This window comes from Treponema sp. UBA785 (genome assembly GCF_002297065.1).
Taxonomy (GTDB): Bacteria; Spirochaetota; Spirochaetia; order Treponematales; family Treponemataceae; genus Treponema_D.
In genome coordinates this window covers 91,777-93,377 of sequence record NZ_DBJD01000057.1, presented here as the reverse complement: position 1 = coordinate 93,377, position 1,601 = coordinate 91,777, and the positions used below count along the sequence as shown (strand labels likewise).

Here is a 1,601-nt window from a genome sequence, read left to right as displayed (position 1 = left end):
GCGGTGTCAAGCACGGCAATGATACTTAAATTACTGTTCTTATCAAAACTCGATATTTGGACTATTTCGGGTATTTATGGAAGATTTTAATTTTTACAGAAATTTAATCAGTGTTTTTTTAAGTTTATTTTTTCTTTTGCCGGCATTTTCGCTTTGTCATGAAATAAAAGAAGCTTCGATTTTTACAATAAACGGTCAGGTTGAATTGAGAATCGAGCCTGTTTTGACTAGCGAAGTTGTTGCAAAAAGCTTGAATCACGAAGGCGGACTAAAAGTTCGCGTCTTAAAAATCAAAGAGTCTGAAAACGGAACTTGGCTTTATGTGCTTATAAGAAGCGGTTTTTGGTCAGAAAATGGAGACTGGATTAAGCCTTATTCTAGGTATTGGATTTTTCTGGAAGATGAAACTAAAATTTTTGATTACGAAGAATGATTTTTTAGAAAAATACAGTGGACTTACGCCGGATGCGGCGGGCGGCAGTTGGCTGCGAAGCCGCCAATGAGGGCTACCGAACCCAAAGCAGCCGGTTTTTTCAGTTATGGACAGCGCAATTTGCGCAAATTGTCTGGTTTTGGGCAAATTGCCGTCCGAAAATTTAAAATCACATTTCTTTTATGACTTTTAAAAGTTTTTCTACGTCGTTTTCTGTGGTTGCCCAGCTTGTGCAAAAACGGATTACGGTGTGGTTTTCGTTGTATTTTTCCATAAATCCGTACGCTACTTTTTGCTCAAGCGGCTGCAATTTTGAATTTTCGATTATAAAAAAAACTTGGTTTGTCGGAGAAACAAAATAAAGTTTGTAGCCTGCGGCGGTGAGCGCGTCTTGAATTTTTTGTGCGTAAGAATCTGCTGTTTTTCCGAGTTCGAGATAAAGGTTGTTTTTGAAAAGTTCCGCAAATTGAATTCCGAGAAGCCTGCCTTTTGCAAGCAATGCGCCGTGCTGCTTTATTTGTGTTAAAAAATGAGGAATTAGTTCTGGTTTTGGAACTACGACGGCTTCGCCAAACAGTGTGCCGCATTTTGTTCCGCCAATGTAAAAAACATCGGTTAGGCGGGCAAGGTCTTTTAGGCTTACGTCGTTTTCTTTGCTTCCGAGCGCATAGGCAAGCCGTGCTCCGTCGGCAAAAAGTGGAATTTTGTATTGGCGGCAAACTTTTGAAATGTCGGAAAGCTCTTGTTTTGAGTAAATTGTTCCGAATTCTGTTGGCTGAGAAATGTAGACCATTCCAGGTTCAACCATGTGCTCCCAGTTTGCGTCGGCGTAAAAATCTTTTATGTAAGATTCGATAGTTTTTGCAGAAAGTTTTCCGTTTTGAGCTTTCAGTGCGATTACTTTGTGGCCTGTGTATTCAACGGCTCCTGCTTCGTGAACCGCAACGTGTCCGCTTTCGGCTGCAATTACACCTTGCCATTTTTTTAGAAGGCTGTCGATTACGGTTGAATTTGTCTGAGTTCCGCCTGTCAAAAATTGTATTTGCGCTCCTGGAATTTCGCAGGCTTTGCGGATTAAAGTTCTTGCTTCTTCGCAAAATTCGTCTGAACCATAGCCGCTTGTGTGAAGAAGGTTTGTTTCGGCTAGTTTTTTTATGATGGCAGGATG

2 protein-coding genes are annotated in these 1,601 nt (G+C 40.8%); one reads left to right on the top strand and one right to left on the bottom strand.

Annotation, left to right across the window (positions count from 1 at the left end):
• The first annotated feature begins 76 nt into the window (after positions 1-76).
• Positions 77-433: a hypothetical protein gene (locus B2X33_RS04680; protein ID WP_296667983.1), complete on the top strand. Its 357-nt coding sequence runs from the start codon at positions 77-79 to the stop codon at positions 431-433.
• Between the two features lie 169 nt (positions 434-602).
• Here B2X33_RS04680 and B2X33_RS04675 read toward each other — a convergent pair.
• Positions 603-1,601: threonine aldolase family protein (locus B2X33_RS04675; RefSeq protein WP_296667981.1), on the bottom strand; the 999-nt coding region annotated here is incomplete at its 5' end.